Source organism: Pseudaquabacterium rugosum (assembly GCF_038066575.1).
Taxonomy (GTDB): domain Bacteria; phylum Pseudomonadota; class Gammaproteobacteria; order Burkholderiales; family Burkholderiaceae_C; genus Pseudaquabacterium; species Pseudaquabacterium rugosum.
The window spans coordinates 1-22,907 of record NZ_JBBUTF010000025.1 but is presented as its reverse complement, the minus strand read 5'-3'; the positions used below and the strand labels follow the sequence as shown (position 1 = coordinate 22,907).

Annotated in this window: 21 protein-coding genes; 5 read left to right on the top strand and 16 right to left on the bottom strand. The window is 73.7% G+C overall.

Annotation, left to right across the window (positions count from 1 at the left end; translation table 11 throughout):
* Positions 1-49: 49 nt before the first annotated feature.
* Entirely contained in the window at positions 50-475 is a 426-nt protein-coding gene (locus AACH11_RS21275) for a 4Fe-4S dicluster domain-containing protein (RefSeq protein ID WP_341376286.1), read from the bottom strand.
* A gap of 129 nt (positions 476-604) precedes the next feature.
* On the opposite strand from AACH11_RS21275, the gene mobB reads away from it, so the two are divergent.
* A complete protein-coding gene (mobB, locus tag AACH11_RS21270) occupies positions 605-1,150 on the top strand; it encodes a molybdopterin-guanine dinucleotide biosynthesis protein B (RefSeq protein ID WP_341376285.1) in 546 nt (181 codons plus the stop codon).
* Positions 1,151-1,227: 77 nt separating this feature from the next.
* The gene (locus AACH11_RS21265) at positions 1,228-1,860 is read left to right on the top strand and encodes a TetR/AcrR family transcriptional regulator (RefSeq protein WP_341376284.1); all 633 of its coding nucleotides are present in this window, start codon (positions 1,228-1,230) and stop codon (positions 1,858-1,860) included.
* Between the two features lie 70 nt (positions 1,861-1,930).
* Here the strand turns inward: AACH11_RS21265 and AACH11_RS21260 are convergent, their stop codons facing one another.
* Positions 1,931-2,860 carry an AraC family transcriptional regulator gene (locus AACH11_RS21260; protein ID WP_341376283.1) on the bottom strand — a complete coding sequence of 310 codons (930 nt, stop codon included), beginning with the start codon at positions 2,858-2,860 and terminating at the stop codon, positions 1,931-1,933.
* Positions 2,861-2,951: 91 nt separating this feature from the next.
* On the opposite strand from AACH11_RS21260, the gene AACH11_RS21255 reads away from it, so the two are divergent.
* Complete coding sequence (locus AACH11_RS21255; protein ID WP_341376282.1) at positions 2,952-4,121, top strand: saccharopine dehydrogenase NADP-binding domain-containing protein; 1,170 nt, start codon at positions 2,952-2,954, stop codon at positions 4,119-4,121.
* A gap of 85 nt (positions 4,122-4,206) precedes the next feature.
* Here AACH11_RS21255 and AACH11_RS21250 read toward each other — a convergent pair whose 3' ends face one another.
* The 6 genes from AACH11_RS21250 to AACH11_RS21225 form a co-directional block, all read right to left on the bottom strand.
* Entirely contained in the window at positions 4,207-5,475 is a 1,269-nt protein-coding gene (locus tag AACH11_RS21250; RefSeq protein ID WP_341376281.1) for a Zn-dependent hydrolase, read from the bottom strand.
* Positions 5,476-5,502: 27 nt separating this feature from the next.
* Positions 5,503-6,948: a dihydropyrimidinase gene (hydA, locus tag AACH11_RS21245; RefSeq protein WP_341376280.1), complete on the bottom strand. Its 1,446-nt coding sequence runs from the start codon at positions 6,946-6,948 to the stop codon at positions 5,503-5,505.
* Between the two features lie 23 nt (positions 6,949-6,971).
* On the bottom strand, positions 6,972-8,300 hold the full coding sequence (gene preA, locus AACH11_RS21240) for an NAD-dependent dihydropyrimidine dehydrogenase subunit PreA (RefSeq protein WP_341376279.1): 1,329 nt from the start codon (positions 8,298-8,300) through the stop codon (positions 6,972-6,974).
* Positions 8,301-8,388: 88 nt separating this feature from the next.
* Positions 8,389-9,735 (bottom strand): NAD(P)-dependent oxidoreductase, encoded by a 1,347-nt coding sequence (locus tag AACH11_RS21235; RefSeq protein ID WP_341376278.1) that lies wholly within the window; start codon positions 9,733-9,735, stop codon positions 8,389-8,391.
* Between the two features lie 299 nt (positions 9,736-10,034).
* Positions 10,035-10,550 carry a hypothetical protein gene (locus tag AACH11_RS21230; protein WP_341376277.1) on the bottom strand — a complete coding sequence of 172 codons (516 nt, stop codon included), beginning with the start codon at positions 10,548-10,550 and terminating at the stop codon, positions 10,035-10,037.
* Between the two features lie 211 nt (positions 10,551-10,761).
* Positions 10,762-11,298, bottom strand: a complete 537-nt coding sequence (locus AACH11_RS21225) for a hypothetical protein (RefSeq protein WP_341376276.1) — start codon at positions 11,296-11,298, stop codon at positions 10,762-10,764.
* A 327-nt stretch (positions 11,299-11,625) separates the two neighbouring features.
* Between AACH11_RS21225 and ylqF the strand changes: the two genes are divergently transcribed.
* Positions 11,626-12,711, top strand: a complete 1,086-nt coding sequence (gene ylqF, locus AACH11_RS21220) for a ribosome biogenesis GTPase YlqF (RefSeq protein WP_341376275.1) — start codon at positions 11,626-11,628, stop codon at positions 12,709-12,711.
* Between the two features lie 64 nt (positions 12,712-12,775).
* The gene (locus AACH11_RS21215) at positions 12,776-13,231 is read left to right on the top strand and encodes a hypothetical protein (RefSeq protein ID WP_341376274.1); all 456 of its coding nucleotides are present in this window, start codon (positions 12,776-12,778) and stop codon (positions 13,229-13,231) included.
* Between the two features lie 10 nt (positions 13,232-13,241).
* Here AACH11_RS21215 and AACH11_RS21210 read toward each other — a convergent pair whose 3' ends face one another.
* The 8 genes from AACH11_RS21210 to AACH11_RS21175 form a co-directional block, all read right to left on the bottom strand.
* Entirely contained in the window at positions 13,242-14,078 is an 837-nt protein-coding gene (locus tag AACH11_RS21210; protein ID WP_341376273.1) for a sugar phosphate isomerase/epimerase family protein, read from the bottom strand.
* Between the two features lie 14 nt (positions 14,079-14,092).
* A complete protein-coding gene (locus tag AACH11_RS21205; RefSeq protein WP_341376272.1) occupies positions 14,093-15,373 on the bottom strand; it encodes a TRAP transporter large permease subunit in 1,281 nt (426 codons plus the stop codon).
* Positions 15,370-15,921 carry a TRAP transporter small permease gene (locus tag AACH11_RS21200; protein WP_341376271.1) on the bottom strand — a complete coding sequence of 184 codons (552 nt, stop codon included), beginning with the start codon at positions 15,919-15,921 and terminating at the stop codon, positions 15,370-15,372. The genes AACH11_RS21205 and AACH11_RS21200 overlap by 4 nt, the downstream gene beginning before the upstream one ends.
* A gap of 146 nt (positions 15,922-16,067) precedes the next feature.
* A complete protein-coding gene (locus tag AACH11_RS21195) occupies positions 16,068-16,682 on the bottom strand; it encodes an NIPSNAP family protein (protein ID WP_341376270.1) in 615 nt (204 codons plus the stop codon).
* Positions 16,683-16,724: 42 nt separating this feature from the next.
* Entirely contained in the window at positions 16,725-18,566 is a 1,842-nt protein-coding gene (locus tag AACH11_RS21190; protein WP_341376269.1) for an FAD-dependent oxidoreductase, read from the bottom strand.
* A gap of 4 nt (positions 18,567-18,570) precedes the next feature.
* Positions 18,571-19,428 carry a shikimate dehydrogenase family protein gene (locus tag AACH11_RS21185; RefSeq protein WP_341376268.1) on the bottom strand — a complete coding sequence of 286 codons (858 nt, stop codon included), beginning with the start codon at positions 19,426-19,428 and terminating at the stop codon, positions 18,571-18,573.
* Between the two features lie 49 nt (positions 19,429-19,477).
* Complete coding sequence (locus AACH11_RS21180; protein WP_341376267.1) at positions 19,478-21,409, bottom strand: FAD-dependent oxidoreductase; 1,932 nt, start codon at positions 21,407-21,409, stop codon at positions 19,478-19,480.
* A gap of 73 nt (positions 21,410-21,482) precedes the next feature.
* The gene (locus AACH11_RS21175) at positions 21,483-22,526 is read right to left on the bottom strand and encodes a TRAP transporter substrate-binding protein (RefSeq protein WP_341376266.1); all 1,044 of its coding nucleotides are present in this window, start codon (positions 22,524-22,526) and stop codon (positions 21,483-21,485) included.
* Positions 22,527-22,907: the final 381 nt, after the last annotated feature.

The following is a 22,907-nucleotide window of genomic DNA, read 5'->3' as shown; positions in this document are numbered from 1 at the left end:
TCCCGCCTGGACGGGCGGCGCGCGCCCCGCCGACTCCGCCGGCGGGGGCTCAGGCCCGGCCGGCCGCGGCGGCGGCCGCCGTCACCGGCACCAGCAGCAGCGCGGCGGTCGGGCACACCGCCAGGCAATCGCCGCAGCCGCTGCAATCGGCCTCGATGACCACCGGCAGGGGCATGCCGCCCTGGCGCGGCCGGAAGCGCAGGGCGCGCGGCTCGCAGCTGTCGGCGCACAGCCGGCAGTCGATGCCGCGCAGGGCCAGACAGCCCGGCTGCGGGCGGGCGACCTGCCGCGGCACGGCCGGACCGGCCGCCGGTGCTGCGCCCTCGGGCACGGCACGGGCATCGGCACCGGCACCGGCACCGGCGTCGGCACCCGCATCAGCACCCCCGTCAGCACCGGCCGGCCGGGCCGCCGCAGCCCCCTGCGCCGCCGCCGGACGGCGGCCGAACAACCACGCGCGTCGCGCTGTGTCCACGTAGACTCCCCCGGCCTCGACGGCCCTGCAATGGACGACCGTGCCGCGGCCGTCGTCGGCGGAGACGGCCCCGCGCCGCTCCGCCCGCCATCGTGCCGCAGACGCCGTCCCCCGACCCTGATCCAGCACATGAAGATCTTCGGTATCGCCGGCCGTTCCGGCATGGGCAAGACCACCCTGCTCGAACGGCTGATCCCCGCACTGCGCGCGCGCGGCCTGAGCGTCTCGCTGATCAAGCACTCGCACAAGGACATCGAGGTCGACCGCCCGGGCAAGGACAGCCACCGCCTGCGCGAGGCCGGCAGCCAGGAGGTGGTGCTGATCGGCCGCAGCCGCTGGGCGCTGATGCACGAGCTGCGCGGCGCGCCCGAGCCCACGCTGCGCGAGCTGCTCGGCCATCTGTCGCCGTGCGACCTGGTGCTAATCGAGGGCTTCAAGCAGGGCGGTTTCCCCAAGCTGGAGGTCTGGCGGCCCAGCGTCGGGCAGCCACCGCTGGGCCCGCAGTGGCCGGGCCGCGTGGCGGTGGCCACCGACGCGGCCGAAGGCCCCTACCCGCTCAGCGACGAGGACCGGCCACCCCTGCTGGCGCTGACCGACATCGAGGCCATCGCCGACTGCGTCTGCCGCGAGGCCTGGCCGCTGCAGCGGCTGCTGGACGGCGATCCGGCCCCCTGATCCGGCCCCCGATCCGCCCCCCTGAGCGGCCGCGGGCGGTGGCCGCCCGCCCCTGCTGCGGTTAAGCTCGCCGCCCCATGACGACCGCCCCCCCGGCGCCCCGCAAGGGCCAGATCCGCCAGGCCAACGAGGCCGCCATCCTGCGTGCGGCCGAGCAGGTGTTCGCGCGCACCGGCTTCCAGGGCGCCACCATGGCCGAGATCGCCGAGGTGGCCGGCCTGCCCAAGGCCAATCTGCACTACTACTTCGGCCACAAGCGCGAGCTCTACCAGGCCGTGCTCGACGCGGTGCTGGCCGACTGGCTGGACCCGACCGACGCGCTGGTGCCCGAGGCCGACCCGCGCGAGGCGCTGAGCCACTACGTGCGCCGCAAGATGGCGCTCAGCCGCGAACGGCCGGACGCCAGCCGCGTCTTCGCCAACGAGCTGCTGCACGGCGCGCCGGTGGTCGGCGAGGCCCTGCGCGGCCATCTGCACGCGATGGTGCGCGACAAGGCCGCGGTGCTCGACGGCTGGATCGCCGAAGGCCGCCTGCCGCCGCTCGACAGCACCCACCTGTTCTTCACGCTGTGGGCGATGACCCAGACCTATGCCGACTTCGACGTGCAGATCCGCGCCGTGCTGGGCCGCGAGACGCTGACGGCCGAAGACCACGCACGCGCCGAGGCGCACGTGCTCGGCATGGTGCTCAAGGGCTGCGGGCTGGGCTAGCCGGGGCGCACGGCCGGCGCCGGGCCGTGGGGGCTGGTGCGGGCGCGTGAGCCTGCCGTCCGCCCGGACCTCAACGCCCGACGGTGGACGGCGCCACGCCGTGGTGGCGGCGGTAGGCGGCGCTGAAGCTCGCCGCATGCCGGTAGCCCACCGCCTGGCCGACCTGCGACACCGGCAGCCCGGCGTGCAACAGCGCCTGGGCGCGCTGCATGCGCAGGCCGATCAGGTACTGGCGCGGCGTGCGGCCATGCACCTCCCGAAAGCCCCGCTTGAACGTGCACTCGTTGAGGCCGACGGCCCGGCACAGCGCGGGCAGGGTCAGCGGCTGGTCCAGCCGCTGCTGCATCAGGTCGCGGGCACGGGCCAGCTTCTGCAGATCGGCCATCGACAGGCGGAGCGGCGATCCGGCCTCTGCTGCCGCTGCACGCGCCGCCCCGGCTGCGGGCACCCCGGACAGGGCCGCCGCCAGCGGGCGCAGGTGCTCGGCCGCCAGCGTCAGGGCCGCGATGTGGCGGTCCACCGGCGCCGTGCCGTCCGGCCGCAGCAGTGGCCGCAGCAGCTGCCGGCACCAGGGCGCGGTCGCCTGCTCGCCCAGATGCATCAGACCGCGGCGGCTGGCCAGGCGCGCCACCGCCGCCTCACCCAGATAGCGCAGCAAGGCCGGGCCGTGCAGCACCAGGCGCAACTGGCGCACGGCGACGCCGGCCTGGATGTGCCGCTCACCGCGCGTGCGGGCAAAGGCGGTCAAGGTGGTCCGACCGGCGGCAAAGCGCACCCGGGCGCCGTCCTCAGCGACGAAGCAGGACTCGCCGGCCAGCCCGTAGGTGATCACCAGCGTCGGGCCGGCCGCATCCTGGTCCGAGGCCTCGACCCGGTCGACCGACGGCGGGTAGCGCGAGCTGACCAGCGTCAGCCCGTCGGCCAGCACGGTCCGTTCGATCCAGCCGTCGGCCGCGTCGGCCGCGGCGCCCGTGCAGCCGGGATCGGCTCCGTTTCGCATGCGCATCGCTCCCGATTTCCTGTGTCAGATGACGAGAATGATTCTCATCGCTTTCTAGCATGGGGGCTGACCAGAGCGCAGGAGAACCTTCATGCCCACCCCCCGGCCGCGGATCGAGCCCCGGCCCCCATCGATGCACGGACCGTCCGCACCGCCGCCGCCGGACCGGGATCCCGCCCCCCGGGTGCTGGTGGTCGGCGGCTACGGTGCGGTCGGCAGCGGCATCGTGCGCACGCTGCTGCGGGACAGCCGCTGCCGCATCGGCGTCGTCGGCCGCCGCCTGGCGCAGGCCGAGGCCTTCTGCCAGCCGCTGGGCCCGCGCGTGCGGGCCGTGGCGCTGGACGCCGACGGCCGGCTGGCACCGGCCACCCTGGCCGAGGGCGCGGCCGTGCTGGTCAACGGCGTGGAGGCGCTGAGCCCGGGGCTGGCGGCGCAATGCCGGGCCGCCGGCATCCACTATGTCGACGTCTCCGCCACGGCCGAGGTGCTGCAGGCGGTGCAAGCGCAGTGGACGGCCGCGGCGCCGGGCACCGGCACGCCCGGCGCGGCGCACAGCTGCGCGGTGCTGAGCGTCGGCGTCGCCCCGGGGCTGAGCCATCTGCTGGTGCGCGAGGCCTGCGAGCGGCTGGGACCGCTGAGACACGCGGACATCACGGTGCTGCTGGGCGCGGGCGAGGTGCACGGCCTGGCCGCCATCGGCTGGACGCTGGCGCGTCTGGGCCGGCCCTACACGCTGCACACCGGCACGGGCCCGCACACCGTGCGCGGCTTCGGCGACGCGCGCCGGGTGCGCCTGCCGGCACCGCTGGGTCGCCGCCGGGCCTGGCGCTTCGACTTCTCGGACCAGCACACGCTGCCGCGGACCCTGCCGCTGGATTCGGCCGCGACCTGGCTGTGCCTGGACTCGCGGTGGGTGACGGCGCTGCTGGCCGGCCTAGCCTGGGTGCGCGCCCCGCGCTGGCTGCCGATGGCGGGCCTGGCGCGGCTGCTGGCCTGGAGCGCGGCCCGGCTGCCGGTCGGGGGCACCGGCTTCTGCGTGCAGGTCGAGGCCCTGGGCGCTGCCGGACAGCGCGCCGCCTGGGCGCTGGGCGGCGACGGCGAAGCCGCCTGCACCGCGGCCGTGGCCGCCCGCGTGGCCCGCCTGCTGCTCGACGGCCGGCTGCCGCCCGGCGTCCATCACCTGGAACAGGTGCTGACGCTGGCCGAGCTGCTGCACGATGGCGCCCCGGCCACGCTGCGGCGGCTGCCGGTCCAGCCCTGACGCCGGCCGGGCCCTGGGCGCCGCGCCCCCGGGTCGAGGGCCCGCGCCCGCGCCCGCGCCCAGGCCCAGGCCCAGGCCCAGGCCTTCAGCCCGCGCGCTCCAGCATCGCCTGCAACAGCACGTTGCAGCCGGCCTCGATGTGGGCCGGATCGGCGTCCTCGATCTCGTTGTGGCTGATGCCGTCCTTGCACGGGATGAAGATCATGCCGGCCGGCGCCAGACGGGCCATGTAGACGGCATCGTGGCCGGCGCCCGAGACCGCCGGCATCGCGCTGTAGCCCAGGCGCTCGGCGGCGGCGGCCACCGCCTGCACGCAGTCGGCATGGAAGGGCTGGGCCGGGTAGGCCGACACCGGCGTGATCGTGATGGACAGGCCGCTGTCGGCCGCCAGGCGCGCGGCCACGGCGCGGATGTCGGCGTCCATCGCGTCGCACAGCGCGTCGCTGGCATTGCGCAGGTCGATGCTGAAGGTGACGCGGCCCGGGATCACGTTGCGGCTGTTCGGGAAGACCTGCACCATGCCGACGGTGCCGCGGCCGTGGTTCACGCCATCGGCCTGCGGATGGCGGTGGGCGCAGGCCACCACCTGCTGCATCAGCCGCGTGGCGACCTGCAGCGCATCCTTGCGCAGGGCCATCGGCGTCGGGCCGGCATGGGCCTCCATGCCGGTGACCACGCAGTCGTACCAGCGGATGCCCAGCACGCCGGTGACGATGCCGATGGTCTTGCCGTGGTCCTCCAGCACCGGGCCCTGCTCGATGTGGGTCTCGAAATAGGCGCCGATCGGATGCTGACCCGGCACCTCGGCGCCGAGGTAGCCGATGGCCTGCAGCTCGTCCTTCACCGTCCTGCCGTCCAGGTCGGTCGCGGCATGGGCGGTCTCCAGGCTGAAGGCGCCGGCGAACACGCCCGAGCCCATCATCACCGGCACGAAGCGCGAGCCCTCCTCGTTGGTCCAGGCCACCACCTCCAGCGGGGCTTCGGTCTGCAGGCCCAGGTCGTTGAGCGTGCGCATCACCTCCAGCCCGGCCAGCACGCCGTAGTTGCCGTCGAACTTGCCGCCGGTGGGCTGGGTGTCGATGTGGCTGCCGGTGACGATGGGCGGCAGGCTGTCGTCACGGCCCGGGCGGCGCATGAAGATGTTGCCGATCCGGTCGACGGTGACGGTCAGGCCGGCCTCGCGCGCCCAGCGGGTGACGAGGTCGCGGCCCTGGCCGTCGAGCGCGGTGAGCGCCAGCCGGCAGACGCCGCCCTTGGGCGTGGCGCCGATGGTGGCCAGCTCCATCAGGCTGGCCCACAGGCGCGGGCCGTTGATGCGCAGGGTGGCAAGGTCCAGGGCGGTGAGCGCGGTCATGGGAGAGCTCCGGAATCAGGGGTGGGGTCAGCGCAGGACGGGCGTGGGCGCCTGCAGCGCGGCCCGCTTGCCCAGCGCGCTGAACTGCGGGCCGAAGGGCGGGCGCTTCAGGTAGCGGCCGGCGCCGCGCTCGGCCCGCAGATCGCCCAGGGCACAGACGACGCGGCCCTGGCTGACGGTGTGGCTGGGCCGGCCCACGACCGGGCGGCCTTCGAAGAGGTTGAAGTCGCCCCGCGAGTGCTGGCTGGCCACCGAGATCGTGTGGTGGGCCGCCGGATCCCAGACCACCAGATCGGCATCGGCGCCCGGCGCCACCAGGCCCTTGCGCGGATAGAGGTTGAACAGCCGGGCCGCGTTGGCCGAGGTGATGGCGACGAACTCGCTGGGCGTCAGCCGGCCGCTGTTGACGCCGGCATCCCACAGCACGGTCAGCCGCTCCTCCACGCCGCCGGTGCCGTTGGGGATCTTGCCGAAGTCCAGCCGGCCCATCGCCTTCTGCTCGGCGCAGAAGCTGCAATGGTCGGTCGCGGTGGTGTGCAGATGGCCGGCCTGCAGGCCGCGCCACAGCGCCTCCTGGTGGGTCTTCTCGCGGAAGGGCGGGCTCATCACGTGCGCGGCGGCGAAGGCGAAGTCCGGATGGCGGTAGACGCTGTCGTCGATCAGCAGATGGCCGGCCAGCACCTCGCCGAACACGCGCTGGCCGCGGGCGCGGGCGCGGGCGATGGCCTCGGCCGATTCGGCGCACGAGACGTGCACGACGTAGATCGGCACGTTCAGCACGTCGGCGATGGCGATGGCGCGCTGCGCGGCCTCGGCCTCGACGGCCGGCGGGCGCGACAGCGGATGGCCCTCGGGCCCGGTCACGCCGCGCGCCTTGACCTCCTGCTGCAGCAGGAAGACCAGCTCGCCGTTCTCGGCGTGCACGGTGGGCATGGCGCCCAGCTCCAGCGCCCGACGGAAGCTGCGCACCAGCGTCTCGTCGTCGCACATGATGGCGTTCTTGTAGGCCATGAAGTGCTTGAAGCTGTTGACGCCCTCCTCGCGCACCAGCGTGCCCATGTCGGCATGCACGCTGTCGTCCCACCAGGTGATGGCGACGTGGAAGGCGTGGTCGCTGGCGGCCTTCTCGGCCCAGCCGCGCCAGGTGCGGTAGGCGTCCATCAGCGGCTGCTTCGGATCGGGGATCACGAAGTCGATGATGGTGGTGGTGCCGCCGGCCAGGGCGGCGGCGGTGCCGCTGTAGAAGTCGTCCCGCGTGACGGTGCCCATGAAGGGCAGCTGCATGTGGGTGTGCGGATCGATGCCGCCGGGCATCACGTACTGGCCGCCGGCATCGACCACGGTGGCGCCGACAGGGGCCTCCAGGTCGGGCGCCACGGCGGTGATCAGGCCGCCCACGCACAGCACGTCGGCACGGCTCTCACGGTCGGCGTTCACCACGGTGCCGCCACGGATCAGCAGGGTGTCACTCATCGCACGGTCTCCTCAGGATCGGGTCAAGGACGGGCCACGCCGGCACCGACGCCGGCCTCGCGCAGCGGGTTGTTCGGATGGGTGCGCCAGTCGCGGTGCGCGGCCGGCACCGGCTGTCCGGTGCGGGCATCGACCTCGCCCGGGGCCAGGTCACGCATCGTGATCGCGCCGGGCACCGGGCAGATGGACACGCACAGATTGCAGCCCACGCACTCGTCCTCCTTCACCTCGAAGTGGCGCTGGCCGTTCTTGAGCGCCGTGATGGCCTGGTGCGAGGTGTCCTCGCACACCACGTGGCAGCGGCCGCACTGGATGCAGGCGTCCGGGCGGATGACGGCCTTGGAAACGTGGTTCAGGTTGAGGAAGCGCCAGTCCGAGACCGTGGGCACGGCCTTGCCCTGGATGGCGGCCAGATCGGGCAGGCCGCGCTCGTCCAGGTAGCTGTCCAGGCCGGAGATCATCTCCTGCACGATGCGGAAGCCATGGACCATGGCGGCGGTGCAGACCTGCACATTGCTGGCGCCCAGCGCCAGGAACTCGGCCGCATCGCGCCAGCTGCTGACGCCGCCGATGCCCGAGATCGGCAGGCCGGCCGTCAGCGGATCACGCGCGATCTCGGCCACCATGTTCAGCGCGATGGGCTTGACCGCCGGCCCACAGTAGCCGCCGTGGCTGCCCCGGCCGCCGGTGCTGGGCGTCATCGTGAGGGTCTCCAGATCGACGCCGATGATCGAGTTGATGGTGTTGATCAGGCTGACCGCATCGGCGCCGCCCTGCTTCGCGGCGCGCGCCGGATGCCGCACATCGGTGATGTTGGGCGTGAGCTTGACGATCACCGGCAGGCGGCCGTGGTGCTTGCACCAGGCGGTGACCATCTCGATGTACTCGGGCACCTGGCCGACGGCCGCGCCCATGCCGCGCTCGCTCATCCCGTGCGGGCAGCCGAAGTTCAGCTCGATGCCGTCGGCGCCGGTGTCCTCGACCATCGGCAGGATGGTCTTCCAGCTCTGCTCGTTGCAGGGCACCATCAGCGAGACCACCAGCGCGCGGTCGGGCCAGTCGCGCTTGACCTGGCGGATCTCCTGCAGGTTCAGCGCCAGCGGGCGGTCGGTGATCAGCTCGATGTTGTTGAAGCCCAGCACGCGGCGGTCGGGCGACAGCAGCGTGCCGTAGCGCGGGCCGTGCACGTTGACCACCGGCGGATCCTCGCCGAGCGTCTTCCAGACCACGCCGCCCCAGCCCGCCTCGAAGGCGCGGTTGACGTTGTAGGCCTTGTCGGTGGGCGGCGCGCTGGCCAGCCAGAAGGGGTTGGGGCTGGAGATGCCCACGAAGGTGCTGCGCAGATCGGCCATGGCAGTGGCTCCGGAGATGAGGGGCTGGATCAGGGGGCGCGGCGGCGCAGGCCACCGCGGTGACGGACCGGGCGGCCGGCGGCGGGCTTCAGCCCCGCAGATGGCGGTCGATGGCGGCGGCGGCCCGCTTGCCGTGCTCGACCGCCCAGACGGTGAGGTCGCGGCCGCCGGCCACGCAGTCGCCACCGGCCCAGACGCCGGGCAGCGGCGTCGCGCCGTCGGCATCGGCCTGCAGCTTGCCGCCGGCGGTGGCCAGGCCGGCGTCGGTGGCCCAGGGGGTGGCCAGCTTCTGGCCGATGGCCTTGAGCAGCAGGTCGGCCGGCAGGGTCTCGATCTCGCCGGTCGGCTCCAGGCGGCCGTCCAGCAGCGCCTGCTGCGCCAGCGTCACCGCCCGCAGCGCACCGCCCTCGCCCACCAGGGCCTGCGGCGCCAGCCAGTGGCGGATGACCACACCGTTGTGCAGCGCCCAGCGCTGCTCGTCGACCGAGGCGCCCATGGTCTCGGCCCCCCGGCGATAGGCCAGCGTCACCTGCTCGGCGCCGAGCAGCCGGCACTGCACGGCCGCATCGATGGCCGTCATGCCGCCGCCGATCACCACCACGCGGCGGCCCACCGGCAGGGTGCTCAGGTCGGCCGTCTGGCGCAGGCGGGCGATGAAGGCGACGGCATCCTCGACGCCCGACAGGTCCTCGCCGTCCAGGCCCAGGCGCTGGGTGTCGCCCAGGCCGAGGCCGAGGAACACGGCGTCGTGGCCCTCGCGCAGCGATGCCAGCTGCGCCGCGGTCTCCAGCCGCCAGCCGCTGCGCACGCGGATGTCGCCCTGGCCCAGCAGCCAGGCCACCTCGCGCTGGGCGAAGTCGCCCGGTGTCTTGTAGCGGGCCAGGCCGTACTCGTTGAGGCCGCCCGGCCGCTCATGGGCGTCGTACACGGTCACGCGGTGGCCGCGCAGGGCCAGCTGCTGCGCACAGGCCAGCCCGGCCGGGCCGGCGCCCACCACCGCCACGTGCCGCCCGGTGGCCGGGGCCGCGGGCAGCAGCGTGGGCAGCGGCAGGTGCATCACCGCATCGACCGCATGGCGCTGCAGGCGGCCGATGGCGATCGGCTGGCCCTGCTGCGTGTGGCGCACGCAGACCTGCTCGCACAGCTCCTCGGTCGGACAGACCCGGGCGCACAGGCCGCCCAGCGGATTGGCCGCCAGGATGGCCTGGGCCGCCCCGCGCAGATTGCCGTCACCGATGCGGCGGATGAACTGCGGCACCGGGATGCCGGTCGGGCAGGCCGTCTCACAGGGCGCGTCATGGCAGTACAGACAGCGCTCGGCCTCCAGCACCGCCTGGGCGGCGGTCAGCGGCGGCTGCACATCGGCGAAGCGCCGGGCGTACTCGGCGGCCGGCAGGCGGCCGGCGCGGAGGTCGGGGACGGGACGTGCGGTCACGCGGACTCCTGTGCTGGGGACGGCACCTCGGGCGAGGTGTTCAGCTTTCTGACCGTTTGGTCAGCTTCTGGAGTTCGCAGACAGCGAGAAGCGTGCCATCCACCGCGCCGCGCGCCCGGGGGTGGACGGTGGGCGGATCACGCGCCGCAGGCCACGCGGTGGTGCGGCCGGCACCGTGGCCGTGCACGCGGACGCGCCACGCCCGTGCCCGGGCACCGGACGGGGGCCACCGGGTGCCGACGGGGGCCGCCGGGGCCAGGACGGCCGCGGGGCCGCGCCCTCCCCGCGCGGCCGCGGCCTCAGGCGAAGGCCAGGGTCATGAACGGACGCGGCTCGGCCACACCGTCGGCCGCCAGGGGCCGCACGTCGTCCGCGGGACCGGACCAGACCTCATGCAGGACGGGCGGCGGTGCGCCGGGGGACAGGACCCGGGAGCCCGTCGGCATGGCCGCACGGCGGGCCGACGGTGCGCCCTGCAGCTCACGCAGGGCACGCGAGTACGCGGCCGCATCCGGACACAGCAGCAGCAGCGTGTCCCCGGCTTCCAGCAGGCCCGCGCTGCGCCGCAGCAGATCGGCCAGACGGCCGTGGTTGTCGACGGCCACGGCCACCATCTGGCTCAGCGGATGGCTGCGCAGGCCGAGCGCCCGCAGGCGCAGCATGCACTGGCGACCGAGCTCAGACACCTCGGGCCGCCCGCCGACCAGGCGGCCCTGCACCAGGCCGAGGTGGCCCTCCATCCCGTCGAGGCGGATGTGGAAGACCATCAGGGGGGTGCCGGGTTGAGGCAGAAGAAGGCGGGCGTGGAAGGTCATGGTCGTCGGCTGGTACTGCGTGGCGCGGACGCATGTGGCCGCTGCGTCGAAACGTCAGGCGGCAACAAGCGCGCAATGTAGTCGCAGACCCTGGCCCGGGCGCGGACGGCGACCCAGCCAGGGACAGACCTGCGGAAATGTTCACGGTGGACGGTGCGGGACCTGGTCGTCAGCCGCTGCACATCCCCGTTACGGACGGTGAACCCCCTCTTCAGCCGGTCAGCAACAGGCATCGATCGGTGCGCCGACGCCCTCCTGCCGGGACCGGCCGCCCGGTCCCGGCCGCCGCACGGGCCGTGCACGGCGACGGCCCGTACGCGGGCACCGGCGCATCGAGCAGATCCAGACCCGGCATGAACGACCCAGCCCTCAGATGGAGCGTCCGGAGGGCACGCGCATGGGCGTCGCGCCGGGTGCAGATGACCAGCAGGGCGTCATCGGCGGCGCACTGTCCGAGCGTCTGGCACAGGCGGGTCTCGATGTCGTGTGGATCGGCCACGTCGCCCAGCATCAGGCGGTGCAGCCGGCAGCAGGGCGAGCGGCGTTCGAGACGGGCCCGCAGCAGGCGCACGGCCTGCTGCGGGCCCTCGACATCGGCCAGTGCATCCATCCCTGCACCGTCTCCACCACCCGTCACCGACCAGCGCCGCACCAGGCCGACGTCCATCCGCTGGCCGTCGATCCAGGTGTCGAGCAGCATGAAGGCGCTGGGGTGGGCGGACAGGGACAGACGGCTGTGGATCTGCATGATCACGGACGGGACGGACGGAAGGTCCGGACCGGCGCAGGAATGGGCGATGACGGAGGGCGCGGGCGGAGGGCTGACGAGCGGAGGGCGACGGGCCGAGGGCCGAGGACCCAGGGCCGGAAGCGGCATCGGCGGGCACCGGATCGGACCCGCATTTGCCGCTCACATTGTCAGTAAAAGAGTGCCCCGGACCATGGGGGGACACCCCGAGCCCGGACTTGACGGACAAGGGATGGACACCCCTGCCCACGGCGCGCACGGGGCCGGCGGACACCCGTGGAGCCGTGCCGGAGACAGGGGATGGCCGGCCTCGGCGACAATCCGGCCATGTCTGTCCAATGGTTTCCCGGCCACATGCACGCCACGCGCAAGGCGATCGGCGAGCGTGTGCCCGACATCGACGTCGTCATCGAGCTGCTCGATGCACGCCTGCCCGGCTCCAGCGAGAACCCGCTGCTGGCGGAATTGACCGCCGGCAAGCCTTCGCTGAAGGTGCTGAACAAGCAGGACATCGCCGACGCCGCCACCACCGAGGCGTGGCTGGCGCATTTCCGCGCCCGGCCCGACACCCGCGCCATCGGCCTGGACGCCAGCGTCAAGGCGCCGGCCCAGGCGCTGGTGCAGGCCTGCCGCGCGCTGGTGCCCAACCGCGGCGGCATGGCCAAGCCGGTGCGGGTGCTGATCTGCGGTGTGCCCAACGTCGGCAAGTCCACGCTGGTCAACACCCTGGCCGGCCGCAAGCTGGCCAAGACCGGCGACGAGGCCGGCATCACCAAGACCGAGCAGCGCATCAACCTGGCCACCGACTGCTACCTGTTCGACACGCCCGGCATGCTGTGGCCGCGCATCCGCATCGAGACCAGCGGCTGGCTGCTGGCCGCCGGCGGCAGCGTGGGCCGCAATGCCTATGACGAGCAGGAGGTGGCGATGGCGCTGCTGGAGCGCACCGTCGTGCGCCACCCCGACGCCCTGCGCCAGCGCTACAAGCTGACCGAGGCCCATCTGGGCCTGCCGGCCGAGCAGCTGCTGGAGGAGATCGGACGGCGCCGCGCCGCGCTGATGAGCGGCGGGCGCATCAACTGGCAGAAGGCCGCCGAGGTGGTGCTCAACGACTTCCGCGCCGGCGCCTGGGGCCGCATGACGCTGGAGACGCCCGAGGAGTTCATCGCCTGGGAGGCCCAGGCCGTGCTGCGTGACGCCGAACGTGAGGCGAAGATCGCCGCGCGTACCGCCGCCCGCAAGGCCGGCCGCAAGGCGCTGATCGGCGACCCGCGCGGCCTGCGGCCGCTGGGCGACGAGGCAGATGACGAGGCCGACGAGCCCGATGCCGAGCTCGACCTCGACGACCACGACGCGCCCACCGGAGCCCCGTCCGACGGCGCCGATGGCCTCGCCCCCGACGACCGCGGCTGAGCCTCGCTCAGCCCCTTCAACCTTCCCTGATCCGCAGAACGATCCGATCCCGGACGACACCGCCATGACCGACCACGACCCCGACCACGACCCCGATCACGCCCACGACGACGAAAGCGCCGAGGACGCCGGCGACGCCTTCAGCCGCATCGTGCTGGCCGTGCAGGCCCTGCGCAGCCGCCTGGCCGCGCTCAGCGCCGAGCCGGCAGCCGCCGCCGCCTCCAGCGACTGGAGCACCCAGGTGGCCAGCCTGGCCGAGTACGCCACCGAGCTGGGCGGCCAGCTGGGCCAGAGCGCCGACCTCGCCTTCGAGGCCCAGGACGAGCTGGTGCAGAGCCTGGCCGCCCAGGCCACCGAGCAACTGGCCACCGCGCTGCGCGAGGCCGGCGACGCCTTCCAGACCATCCCCTGGGGCGAGACCGAGACCGCCCAGCACCAGGTCGAGGCGCTCGAAGCCGCCTGGGACGAGACCTGCGACGCCGGCTGGCATCTGCAGGCGGTGCTCGAAGACGTGCGCTGAAGGCGCTTCTTCAGCCCGGCGCGCGGCCGGTCCGCGCCAGCAGCGCGCGCACGGCCTGTGCCGCCTGCGCCGCCCAGGCCGGTGCGCCCAGCGCCTGCAGCCGCCGCACGCTCGGGATCTCGATGCTCAGCGGCAGTGTCGGCGGCAGCAGGGCCAGCAGATCGGCCAGCGGGAAATCGCCCTCGCCGGGCAGCAGGCGGTCCTGCCGGGCATCGTGGATCAGGTCCTCGGTGCGGGTGGGCGCCGGCCGCCGGGCATCGCAGATCTGCGCGTAGTGCAGCCAGTGCGCCGGCACCTGCGCCAGCTCGTCCAGCGGGCTGTCCGAGCGGAACAGGTGCAGCGCATCGACCAGCAGGCCGGCGGCCGGATGGTCGACATCGCGCAGCACCGCCACCGCCTCGCGCAGGCAGGACACGGCCGTCCAGGGCATGAACTCCAGATCGGCGCTCAGGCCATGGGCCGCGGCCGCCTCGCACAGCGCGTGGAAGTTCGCGCGCAGGCGCTGCGGCTCGCCATCCTCGCCGCTGACCAGCAGATGGCGGGCACCGAGCGCCTGGCCGGTGGCCAGCAGCGGCTCGAAGTCGGCGATCCTCACCTCGGGCGTCAGGCGCAGCACCTCCAGATCGAGGATGCGCACGCCGGTGTCGCGCATCACCGCCTGCGTCTGCCGCAGCAGGGCGGGGTCGCCGATCAGGTCATGGAAGGGCCCGCCCGGGGCCGAGGGCCGCAGCCGCAGGCCGACGCCGGTACAGCCGGTGGCCGCGGCCAGACGCAGCAGTTCGGGCGGCGGGCTGGGCAGGCTGACCAGCTGGGCCAGCGACAGCGGGGGGGGGGTCATCGCGGTCATCGCGCGCATCCGTTTCAGCGGGTCAGCCATTGCGCCGGCACGGTGACCAGGGCCGGGAAGGCCACCAGCAGCACCAGCACCAGCATCTGGGCGGTCAGGAAGGGCAGCACGCCGCGGGTGACGGCATCGAACTTCAGCTTGCCGACGCCGGCCACCGTGTTCAGCACCGTGCCCACCGGCGGGGTGATCAGGCCGATGGCGGTGTTCATCACGAACAGCACGCCGAAGTACACCGGATCGATGCCCGCGGCCTTGACCACCGGCATCAGCACCGGCGCCAGGATCAGGATGGTGGGCGCCATGTCCATCGCCGTGCCCACCGCCACGATCAGCAGCTGGATGGCGGCCATCAGCAGCACCGGACGGTCCATCAGCGGCTGCAGCAGGCCGATCATCTGGCCGGGAATGTCGGCCACCGTGATCAGCCAGGCGCTGACCATCGCGGCCGCGACCAGGAACATGATGATGGCCGTGGTGCGTGCCGCGCTGGCGAAGACGGCGTAGAGCTGGTGCACACGCAGCTCGCGGTAGACCAGCAGCGAGACGGCCAGCGCATAGACGGCCGCCACCACCGCGGCCTCGGTCGGCGTGAAGACGCCGGCCTTCAGGCCCCCGACCACCACCACCGGCAGCACCAGGGCCCAGACCGCATCGCGCAGGGCCTGGCCCCGCTCGGCCCAGCTGGCCCGGGGCGGCGGCACGACGTCCTCGCGCCGCACCACCCAGGCCCAGGCGATGGCGATGGCCACCGCCAGCATCAGCCCCGGCACGATGCCGGCCAGGAACAGCTTGCTGATCGAGACATTGGCCGCGACGCCGAACATCACGAAGCCGATCGACGGCGGGATCACCGGCGCGATGATGCCGGCCGCGGCGATCAGGCCGCCGGCGCGTGCCGGGTCATGGCCGGCACGCCTCATCATCGGCAGCAGCAGCGCGGCGAGCGCGGCCGTGTCGGCCACGGCCGAGCCCGACAGCGCGGCCAGCAGGCAGGCCGCGACGATGGTGACGAAGCCCAGACCGCCACGCCAGTGGCCGACCAGCGTCAGCGCCAGATGGACGATGCGCCGGCTCAGGCCGCCGACGTTCATGATCTCGCCGGCCAGCATGAAGAAGGGGACGGCCAGCAGCGGGAAGCTGTCGGCACCGTTGATCACGTTCTGCGCCAGGATCTGCGCGTCGAACAGGTCCTGCTGCCACATCAGGGCCACGCCCGAGGCCAGCAGCGCATAGGCGATCGGAAAGCCGATGGCCATCGCGGCCAGCAGCGAGCCGAGGAACAGCACGATGGTCATGCGGCCTCCTGCGCACGGGTGGCGGGCGGCGTCGCGCCGTGGGCTTCGCCCGGTGCATCGGCCAGCGCCCGCTCGGCGGCGGTCGGTTGCCCGCGCAGCACGGCGACGATGTCGGCGCCCAGGGCCAGCAGCGCGCCGACGGCAAACACCACACCCGAGGCGTAGAACCAGGCCACCGGTGCGCCGGTGCCCGGCGCCACCGTCTCGCGGTTGATCACCATCTGGGCCCAGGCCCCCTGCAGCATCAGCACGGTGATGGCCGCCATGGACAGCAAGGTGAACAGCTGCAGCGCGCGCCGCAGCGGCCGCGGCAGGCGGTCGATGACCAGATCGGCGCCCATGTGGCCGCCCTCGCGCAAGGCGAGCGCGGCACCGAGAAAGGTCATCCACACGAACAGCCAGCGCGCCAGCTCCTCGCTGGCCGACAGGCCACTGTCGAACAGGTAGCGCAGCGCGACGTTGGCGAACACCATCACCACCATCGCGGCCAGCATCAGCACCATCAATCCTTCGGTCAGGCGGCAGCCCCACCGGCTCACGGCGTTCATCATCGGTCTCCTGGATCGGTCATCGGCGGGGCCCGGCGCACGGCGCGGGCCACGGGTCCTGGCCCGGCGGGTCGGGCCGGCAGGCCGGACGGCCGGCGGGCCTGGCGTCTGGCGCGCCAGGTCCCGTCGCGGCCTCGCGGCAGGTCTCAGCGCAGCGGCGAGACGGCGGTCGGCAGCCAGATGCCGGACTTCATCGCCGGCATCAGCCAGTCCGGCCCGCCCTTGGGCGGCCAGACGCCGGCCTTGACCGCATCGGCACGCGCCTTCGAGCGCTCGTCGAGCGTGCGCGAGGGCCAGATGTGGGTGATGCGCGGCGTGCCGTCGAGCGCGTACAGCGCGATGGTGCAGGGCGAGACCTTCGTGCGCTCGGGCAGCGCGGCGGCCCAGGCGGCCAGCGTGGGCTGCAGGCCGCCGGTCCTGAGCTCGTAGGTGCGGATCTCGTAGACCGGTCCGGCCTCGCCCGGCTGCACGTCGGGCAGGCCGGGGAACGGCGCATAACTGTCGAGCTGCAGATGCACCAGATGGGCGGCGCAGCCGTAGGGGTCGGCCGCCATCAGCACGCGCTGGCGCTCGGCCATCAGCGCCTCCAGGTCAGGGTAGCCGCGCAGCACCAGCAGCTCGTTGAGGTCGCCGATGTCGCTGCTCCAGCAGCCCAGCAGCGTGCCGCGGGACTCGGGCGCGCGGCACCAGGCGTCGACGGCGGTGGCGGCGGCGCCGGCAGTGAACAGGCGCAGCTTCAGGGTGGCGATGTCGTAGAGCATGAGGGGCTTCCGGGATCGGGGTTCGGGAACAGGGTTCAAGGTTCAGGGGGTGGCCGAGGCCGTCGCCGTGGCGGCGCTGGCCTCGGTGGCCGCCACGGTGGCCGCCGCGGGCGGACGGCCGTCTTCGGCGCCCGGCTCGCGCCCGGCCGCGTCATGGCCGACGATCCAACCGAAGGTCATCGCCGGGCCGAGGGTGATGCCGCCGCTCGGGTAGCGGCCGCCCATCACGCTGGCCATGTCGTTGCCGGCGGCCCACAGGCCGGCGATCGGGGCGCCATCGGCCTGCAGCACGCGGCCGCGGGCATCACAGCGCAGGCCGGCGAAGGTGCCCAGGCTGCCAGGCAGCACCTCGACCGCGTAGTAAGGCCCGGCCCCCAGAGGCGCCACGCAGGGGTTGGGGCCGTGCTCGGCATCCCCGTTGACGCGGTTGTAGGGCGTGCCGCCGCGGCCGAACTCGGGGTCCTCGCCGCGGGCGGCATGGCGGTTGTAGGTGGCCACGGTGTCCTGCAGCACGGCGGCGTCGATGCCGCAGGCTCGGGCAAGTGCGGCCAGCGTGTCACCGCGCTTCAGGTAGCCGCTGCGCAGGTGGGCGCCGATGGGCAGCGGCTGCGGCCGCACCGCGCCCAGGCCGTAGCGGCGCAGGAAGCGGTGATCGCACAGCAGCCAGGCGCGCGCCGGTTCGTCCGGTGGCAAGGCGGCGAACAGCGCGCTCATGAAGTCGAAATAGGAGTCCGCCTCGTTGACGAAGCGCCGGCCGCCCCGGGTGACGGCGATCAGCCCCGGCTTGGCCCGCTCGATCAGGTGCGGGAAGTGGCCGCAGCGGCCATCGGCCTGCGGCACGCGCGAGACCGGCGCCCACGCCGCATCGGCGGCCAGATCGTCGGCCACCACCGCGCCGACGGCCTCGCCCAGGCGCAGGCCGTCGCCGGTGAGGCTGTCGGGCGCGGCCGACCAGTGCGGCTGGCCGCCCCGGGCATGGGCCAGGCGCTGCGCGATGCGGGCCGCGTCATGCGGAAAGCCGCCGCAGGCCAGCACCACGCCGCAGCGGGCCTGCACCTCGATCCCACCGTCAGGCGTGGCGATGCGCGCCCCGCTGACGCGCGGCCGGCCATCGGCGCCGGGCACGGTCAGCAGGCCTTGCGCGGCGGCATCGCACCAGAAGCCGACGCCCCGGTCCAGGCCCGACCGCAGCAGGCGCGCGACCAGCGCATTGCCGTTGACCAGGTGCAGACCGCGGCCGTGGCGCAGCAGATCCAGGCCATGGCGCACCAGCCGCCGCAGCACATGCCAGGCCGCGCCCGCATCCCGCGTGCAGCGCAGGAAGGCGCGCAGATCGGGCCCGCTGGCGATGCCCATGCCCCAGGGCGCGATCAGGCCCAGCGGCGGGCGCAGGCGCTGCAGATCGGCGCCCAGCAGGCGGCCGTCGAAGGGCGCGGCACACAACTGCCGACCACCGGTGACGGCCCCCGGGCTGCGGCCGTGGAAATCCGGGACGCCGTTGCCGGCAACGAAGTCCATCGCGGTGTGGCGGCGGAAGTAGTCGACCATCGCCGGCGCATGGCGCAGGAAGGCCTCGATGCGGGCCTCGTCGTGGTGCGCCCCCAGTTCGTGGCGCAGGTAGGTGCGCGCCGCCTCGGGCGTGTCGGTGATGCCGGCCGCACGGGCATCGGCATGGCCGGGCAGCCACATCCAGCCGCCGGACCAGGCGGTGGTGCCGCCCAGCACCGGCGCCTTCTCGACCACCCGCACCCGCAGGCCGAGCGTGGCCGCGGTGACGGCCGCCGACAGCCCGCCGGCACCGGAGCCGATGACCAGCAGGTCGACCGTCTCGCGGCGCAGCGCCACCGGCTGGCCGAGGCGCGGGACATCGGACAGATCGGCCATCGCTTCAGGCCCGGGCCACACCGGCCGCCGCCACACCGGCCGCCGCCGCCTCGGCCAGCGGACCGGCCTCCAGCAGGAAGTCGACCATGCGCTCACAGACGGCGGCGAACATGCCGGCGCCCACCTGCGTGCGGCAGCCGAGCGCGCGGGCGGCCTCCAGCAGCGGGGTGACGGCCGGCATCGTGATCACGTCACCGACGAACATGCCGCCGTGCAGGCCACTGATGTCGACGGGCAGGCCGTCGTCGGGCCGCATGCCGGCCGGCGTGGCGTTGAAGACGATGTCGAAGCCGCGCGGATCGGCGCTGCCGGCCTGCACGCGTGGGCCGAAGACCGTGGCCAGGCGGGCGATCAGCGCATCGCGGCGCACGGCGTCCCCGTCGTGGATGGCCAGCTGCGCGGCTCCGGCCTCCAGCACGGCCTGGGCGATGGCCGAGCCCGCACCACCGGCGCCGGCCAGCAGCACGCGCCGGCCTTCCGGCTCGCAGCCCGCGCGGCGCTGGGCCTCGACGAAGCCCAGACCGTCGGCATGGTCGCCATGCCAGCTGCCGTCCGGATTGCGGCGCAGCACGTTGACGCCTTCCAGGAAGCGGGCGCGCTCGGTGGCCGTCGCGCACAGCGCGTAGGTGGCCAGCTTGTGCGGCACGGTGATGATGAAGCCGTCGACATTGCGCACCCGCTGCGCGGTGGTGATGACGGCGGCCAGATCGTCCGCTGCCACGTGCAGCGGAATGACGACGGCGTTGACGCCGCGGTCGATCAGCGCCTGGGTCACGCCCGAGGGCGATTTCACCTGGGCGATCGGGTCGCCGATGATGCCGATGACGCGGGTGGCGCCGCTGAGGGTCTGGGCGATGTGCATGGGGCGGAGATCGTGGGTCGGAGAAACAGGCGGAAAGAGGGGATGCCGCTCAGGCCGCGGCGCGCAGGCCGGTCGTGGACGCCGGGGCCGGCGCCGGATCGGACCTACCGCTCTCGGCGGCCGCGAAGCGGGCGGCCCGTTCGGCCGCCGCCCGGCCGGCCAGCGTGCCGAAGACGATGCCCGGGCCCAGCGTGATGCCGGGGCCGGTGTAGATGCCGCCCATGATCGAGGCCGCATCGTTGCCGACGGCCCACAGCCCGGGCAGCGGCCGGCCCGCGGCATCGAGCAGGCGGGCAGCGTCATCGGTGCGCAGGCCGGCACTGGCGCCGATGTCGCCCGGTTGCAGGCGCACGGCGTAGAACGGGCCCGGGCCGATCGGCCCCAGGTTCGGGTTCTTCAGGCCGCGCGTGGCATCGCCCATGTGGCGCTGGTAGTCGGTCTCGCCGCGGTGGAACCGTGCGTCGTGCCCGCTGGCGGCCGCCGCGTTCATCTGCGCCAGCGTGCGCGCCAGCGCGGCCTCGGGCAGGTGCAGGCGGCGGGCCAGATCCTGCGGCGTGTCGGCGCGCTGCAGGTAGCCGTCGGCCAGGAAGGGCGCCAGGCCCTGGCCGCCCGGCCGCACCAGACCGATGCCGTAGCGCTGCAGGGCCTGGGCGTCGCAGATCAGCCAGGCCTGCGCGGACTGGAGCGGGGGCAGGCCACCGGCAGCGCCCGCCGACCCCGGCCCCAGCCCCTGCAAGGCCATGCCGAACAGGTGATAGGACGTCGCCTCGTTGACGAAGCGCTCGCCGCGGCCATCGACGGCGACGAAGCCGGGCTTGGCCCGGTCCATCAGGAAGTGCGGGAAGACGGCCGTGCTGCCGTCCGCCCGCCGACGCAGCGAGACCGGTGCCCAGAAGGCCGGGCTGTGGCCCGCGGCCTCGAACTGCGCCCCGACGGCCAGCGCCGCATCCTGCGCCTGACCGCCGTGGCCGGGTGCGCCCGGGCACCAGGCCTCGGTGATGCCCGGCAGCAGCGCGGCACGCCGCTGAGGATGGCGGTTGAAGCCGCCGCTGGCCAGCACGATGCCGCCGCGCACGCACAGCCGGTGGCGCACCGGGCCGCTGTGCAGCTCGACGGTGCAGGGGCCCGCCTCGGCCGCGCCATCGCGCCCGTCGATGCGGGCCAGCACGGTGCCGAGGGCCAGCCGCACGCCGGGGCCGAAGCCCGCACCGCCGCCGACGGCCGGGGCACGGCGCGCGGCCAGCGAGGCCAGGAAGCGGCCGATCAGCGCATTGCCCATCACCAGCCGTGTGCCACGCGGCCGGCTCAGCCGGTCGATCGCGTGGCGCCCCAGCAGGCGGACGGCATGGCGCAGCGAGACCCACGAGCGGCGCAGGTTCAGCAGGTGATGGATGTCGTTGCGGTCGACCATCATGCCGCCGAGCACGGTGAACTCGGGGATGGGCGGGCGCAGGATGGCCAGCAGCGCGCCGAGCGAGCGGCCATCGAAGGGCAAGGGCTCCAGCGCACGGCCGTGCAGCGTGGATCCCGGCAGCTCGGACAGGTAGTCCGGATGCCGGGCATAGGGCCGCCAGCGCAGCTCGCCCTGCCGCTCCAGATGGGCGATCACGCCCGGGCCGTGATCGAGAAAGGCCTGGCGCAGCGCACGCGGCGCATGGTCGCCCACCGCGGCATCCAGATAACGGTCGACCTGCGACCTGTCATCGGCCGGGTTGGCGGCCAGGCCCTGGGCCGTCAGCGGCACCCAGGTGGTGCCGCCCGACCAGGCCGAGGTGCCACCCACATGGCCGGTGCGCTCGATCAGCAGCACCCGCGCGCCATCGATGGCCGCGGCCAGCGCGGCGGCCAGGCCAGCCGCGCCGGCACCGACCACCAGCACGTCGACCTCGTCGGGCAGGGCCCGCGGCGTGCCCGCGCGGGCGTGCTGCGGGTCGAGCAGCAGCGGGTGATCGGGCACGGTCAGCAGGGGGGCGGCGGACACGGTGGCAGGCATGGGCAGACGGAGCGGGCGGGTCGGACGGCGGCGGGCAGGGGCGGGGCCGGGGCGGCAGGCCTCACGGGCGCGCGGCGCGCACCTTGTCGATCTCGGCGTAGACCTCCTTGACCAGCGTCTCGCCGACCTGCTTCGCGTACTTCTCGTTGACCGGCCGGGCCTTGTCGCGCATGCGGGCCAGCTCGGCCGGCGACACCTCGTTGACCTGCAGGGTCTTGCGCAGCTCGGCCAGCGCCTCGGCGTTCTTCTGGCGCGAGACCTTGCGCTCGTACAGGCCGGCTTCACGCGCGGCGTCGACGAGGATCTTCTGCTCGTCGGCGCTCAGCGCGGCCCAGGTCTTGCCGCTCATCAGCAGGGTCTGGGGGTTGTACATGTGGTGGGTGACCGAATAGAACTTCTGCACCTCGTCGAACTTCTGCACCTTCATCGTGATGGGCGGGTTCGTGGCGCCGTCCATGGCCTTCTGTTCGAGCGCGGTGTAGAGCTCGGGGAAGGGCAGCGGCACGGCATTGGCGCCGAGGGTGTTGAGCAGATCCAGGTAGATCGGGGTCTGGATGACGCGCATCTTCAGGCCCGCCAGGTCCTCCCAGCGGGTGATCGCTCGCTTGCTGTTGTGCATGTTGCGAAAGCCCAGCTCCCAGTACGCCAGGCCGACGAGGCCCTTGGCCGGCAGCAGGTCCAGCAGCTTGCGGCCGACGGGGCCGTCGACGACGGCGTCCGCTTCCTTCTCGTTGGCGAACAGGAAGGGGAAGTCGAAGACGGCGAATTCCTTGACGTTGCCCTGCAGCAGGCTGGCGTTGAGCAGCGTCATCTCGATGGTGCCGCCCTGCAGCGAGGACAGCACCGGGAGATCCCCGCCCAGGGTGCCGCCGCCGAAGATCCGGACCTTGAGCAGACCGCCGCTGCGGGCCTTGACCTGCTCGGCGAACTTCTCGGCGCCGTCGTACTGGGCGGTGCCGCGGTCGACGACGAGGGCCAGCTTGATGTTGCGTTCCTTGATGTCGGCGGCCTGGGCGGCGGTGGACAGCGTGGCGACGGTGGCGCTGGCAGCCAGCAGGCCGCAGGTGGTGAGCAGGCGCAGGGTGGCGCGCAGGTGGCGGATCATCAGATGTCTCCTGATCGTGAACTGTCGGGGGGAGTCCCGGGAGGGGCTGGCGGCTGTTCTGCTCTGCCTTCCTCCGTCTGGGGCGGATCTTAGTTCTCTATTTGGTGAATTACAAGGCGGTTTCTTGCCGGTGTCGGTGGGCGGACCGGTGTTCGCGGTCGCGACGGGTGGCGCCCTGCGCTTCACTCCGTGTCCCCCGACGCCCTGCGGGCGCCTCCTCCTTGACCTGCGTGAAGCGCAGGACACCACCCGCCACTCCAGCAGCATCGCCACTTGTCACGAAATGACGAATACCGACGTACGGCGCAGGACCGCCCACGTGGCCAGGTCGAGGGCGTGGCGGGCCCGGATGCCGCAGGTCAAGGAGGAGGCGCCCGCAGG